The following is a 1455-nucleotide window of genomic DNA, read 5'->3' as shown; positions in this document are numbered from 1 at the left end:
ATTCTCATGTTTTTAGTCCATAATTTTACCAATTGGTCTATTTACCTAAAATTTGACCGTACAGAGCGTTTTATATTATAGATATGGTTTTCATCGTAAAATCTTTAAATCGCTTTGTATGGTATCTTTTTGTCGATTTAAACGCATGTCTAATCCCAAAATGATCAGCACTTTTCACTATTTTGCTAACTTGCAATGTTTTTCACTGCTCCCCCAAGACCATTTAAAGTTTCTTCAAGCTCTTGCTTGTGAACAAGCGTTAGTGGTCGAAAATGCTCTTTCGTTGTTTTTTCTTTGAGTGCTTTCTCACGTGTGTTTTCAATTGCTCTACGTACACTTTCGGCTTTTGAAAGAAGGGTATTTTCTAGTGTCTGGCAATAAGTTAAAAGCTCTCCACAAGTTGGCATAAATGTTTTTGATATCCCAATTGCTTGACCAGTTACGATATCTTCGACGCCCTTTTTCAGAGCATATGCTGAAATCCGTTCCAGCATCATGCTATAGGATAGGACAACGGCTTTGGAATCTGTGTTCGCAGGGACTCTCATGCTTGAGAGTAGGAAAGAAGCTTGCTCAATTTGCTTAACTGAAGCTTTCACAGAGAGCAACGCTTGTAGACGATTGCAAGCATCTAAGGTTTGCGCTTCCTCCTGTTTCGTCAATGTATTCCCAGCTTTCAGCGTCAATGGATACCCCGGACTGATCATTTCCATAATCTTCTCCAGATGAGAGATGATCTGTGAGTTCGTTGAAGCCTTCTGCAAGCTGTTCTGTGAAAGTTTTCTGAGTGAATTTTCCATGATAACCTCTAAGTGTTTGTGTTTGTTTCTTGGATAGCGCTCCGTACTCTGGATGTATAATCCAGTTTCGCCATGTCGCCGGCCAATCTGTTTTGTTTGCATTTGCTCCGGATTTTGCCAGCCAAAAATTTCTGAACCGTTCGACTTCTAACAGCGCCTCATCATGGGTTAAGCCTTTATCGATTGCGTATTGCAAATTAGGTTTGAAATCATCTGGCAATCGACAACCGCGATTAGCTTTCGCTCGTTTTGCTTTTTTGGGAACGTTCTCTTGCTCGTGAATGGGAGGTTGGTTGTCTGATGAGGTTGTGATTTGCTCTGATGTGGTTTCAACAGCAGCAACCTCTGTTGGCTCGTCAACCAAATCGTTTGTTTCTAAACTTTCAGAACCAATTTCTTTTTTTGCTAATACGATAGTATTAGTTTTTTTATATATATTCTTATTCTGGTTCTTTATAGCTTGATTTTGCTTATCGTTTGCTTCAGCAAAAAAAACGTTTTGCTTATCATTTGCTTCAGCAAAATTATTAATATGTTGTTTTATATTGTTTTTTGCTTTTGCACCTTTTTTACCAGCCTCACTACGAACTTGCGATATGTGCTCTTTTTTATCAGCAAAATCGTTTAGCTCTTCTTCAACGCGCGTATTCCACAA

The 1455-nt window shown here is 38.9% G+C and carries 2 protein-coding genes; both read right to left on the bottom strand.

Going from position 1 to position 1455, the window contains the following annotated elements; translation table 11 throughout:
• Positions 1-185: 185 nt before the first annotated feature.
• Complete coding sequence (locus ACFIJ7_RS09440) at positions 186-599, bottom strand: hypothetical protein (RefSeq protein ID WP_375645181.1); 414 nt, start codon at positions 597-599, stop codon at positions 186-188.
• The coding region (locus ACFIJ7_RS09435) for a hypothetical protein (protein ID WP_375645180.1) at positions 583-1455 on the bottom strand (873 nt) is incomplete at its 5' end. The genes ACFIJ7_RS09435 and ACFIJ7_RS09440, both read right to left, overlap by 17 nt.

Origin of the sequence: Bartonella sp. MR100HLJHH, assembly GCF_042194215.1 — a bacterium.
Lineage (GTDB): Bacteria > Pseudomonadota > Alphaproteobacteria > Rhizobiales > Rhizobiaceae > Bartonella > Bartonella grahamii.
This window is presented reverse-complemented; position numbering and strand designations above follow the sequence as displayed.